Annotated in this window: 2 tRNA genes and 1 rRNA gene; all 3 read right to left on the reverse strand. The window is 48.1% G+C overall.

Annotated elements, in window-relative coordinates:
• Nucleotides 1–220: 220 nt before the first annotated feature.
• Nucleotides 221–296 (reverse strand) — tRNA-Ala (locus HP566_RS03955).
• A 203-nt stretch (nt 297–499) separates the two neighbouring features.
• Nucleotides 500–576: transfer RNA gene (locus tag HP566_RS03960), tRNA-Ile, on the reverse strand.
• Nucleotides 577–680: 104 nt separating this feature from the next.
• Nucleotides 681–756: ribosomal RNA gene (locus HP566_RS03965) — 16S ribosomal RNA — on the reverse strand; the annotation flags it as partial.

Here is a 756-nt window from a genome sequence, read left to right on the forward strand (position 1 = left end):
AGACGTATCACAAAACAATTGCATATCGAACACTTAATAAACATCGTTTTCTGTCAAGACAGAGATAGAGATGCTTATATCGTCATTCGATATTGTCAGCATGATATACATTGTTAAAGAGCGACTGTTCGATGAACAGTGATAAGGCGACGCTAAGCGTGGCGACTTATCAATGGTCACAAAACAAACAGTTCCACACGGAAATGTCATGACAGCGAAATGGTGGAGCCAAGCGGGATCGAACCGCTGACCTCCTGCGTGCAAGGCAGGCGCTCTCCCAGCTGAGCTATGGCCCCATCGTATACGTCTATTACTTCACAAATTTCTGTGAGACAAGGCAAAATGCGACGACGTATAGCCCGCTATACGAGGAGCATTTTAACGCAGCATCACAGGAATTTGGTGGGCCTGGGCAGACTTGAATAAACCCAGCCACCTCACCCTTCTCTTCATTTAACTTCTTGGGGTGCGCTCTAACTAACTGAGCTACCGAAGTAAATGGTGGGTCTGGGCAGACTTGAACTGCCGACCTCACCCTTATCAGGGGTGCGCTCTAACCAACTGAGCTACAGACCCATTTACGGGGCTAAACATCAGAGAAGGTTTGACTCTACTGTTTGCTCTCTTTATCTGATCAGGTAATTCATTGTGAGCACTTGCCGCGAGAGCAATGCATCGGTTAAGGAGGTGATCCAGCCGCAGGTTCCCCTACGGCTACCTTGTTACGACTTCACCCCAGTCATGAACCACACCGTG

This window comes from Vreelandella olivaria (assembly GCF_023507745.1).
Taxonomy (GTDB): domain Bacteria; phylum Pseudomonadota; class Gammaproteobacteria; order Pseudomonadales; family Halomonadaceae; genus Vreelandella; species Vreelandella olivaria_A.